Source organism: Haliea atlantica (assembly GCF_054779855.1).
In genome coordinates this window covers 1-616 of sequence record NZ_BAAGXL010000029.1, presented here as the reverse complement: position 1 = coordinate 616, position 616 = coordinate 1, and the positions used below count along the sequence as shown (strand labels likewise).

Sequence of the window (616 nt, the reverse complement as noted above, 5' to 3'; positions counted from 1 at the left end):
GACGTCACTGCTTCAATGAGTGTTCACACATTTGTCTTCGTTTGACTCGGTTAGATGCGACAGAGATCACGAGCTCGCCTGCTTCGGCCTTACTCAATCGAGGGGCTAGGACGCAGGATGCTGATGGTCTGGCAAGGCGCTTGATGAAGGAAGGAGGGAGTGTGCAATAGCACATGACCGACTGAGTGAAGAAAGCAACGCAGCCAGAGCGGCAGCAGACAAGTCATAGCAGGCCTGTAGCTCAGTTGGTTAGAGCGCACCCCTGATAAGGGTGAGGTCGGCAGTTCAAATCTGCCCAGGCCTACCAAATCGCCTCTGCTCTTCGTTGCCGCTTTGCTCGTGTGCTGTTAGCACACCACGCAAAACGGCGCCTCGATCAGCAACGATTTGGTGTACTTGGCAGGATCGTGATAGCTGCAAGTAACACCTTTTACGGGGCTATAGCTCAGCTGGGAGAGCGCCTGATTTGCATTCAGGAGGTCCGCGGTTCGATCCCGCGTAGCTCCACCATGATTCACGGCAGTAAACGCATCTAAAATCAGTTGTAAGCGGTTCGTGTGACAGACTGTTTACATCTGGTTTTTACAACCGGACTGTTCTTTAACAAGGTAAATCA

At 52.3% G+C, this 616-nt stretch carries 2 tRNA genes; both read left to right on the top strand.

The annotated features are described in order from the left end of the window. Window positions 1-230 precede the first annotated feature (230 nt). Window positions 231-307, top strand: a tRNA-Ile gene (locus ACYVGS_RS17725). Window positions 308-434: 127 nt separating this feature from the next. After that, window positions 435-510: transfer RNA gene (locus ACYVGS_RS17720), tRNA-Ala, on the top strand. Window positions 511-616 lie beyond the last annotated feature (106 nt).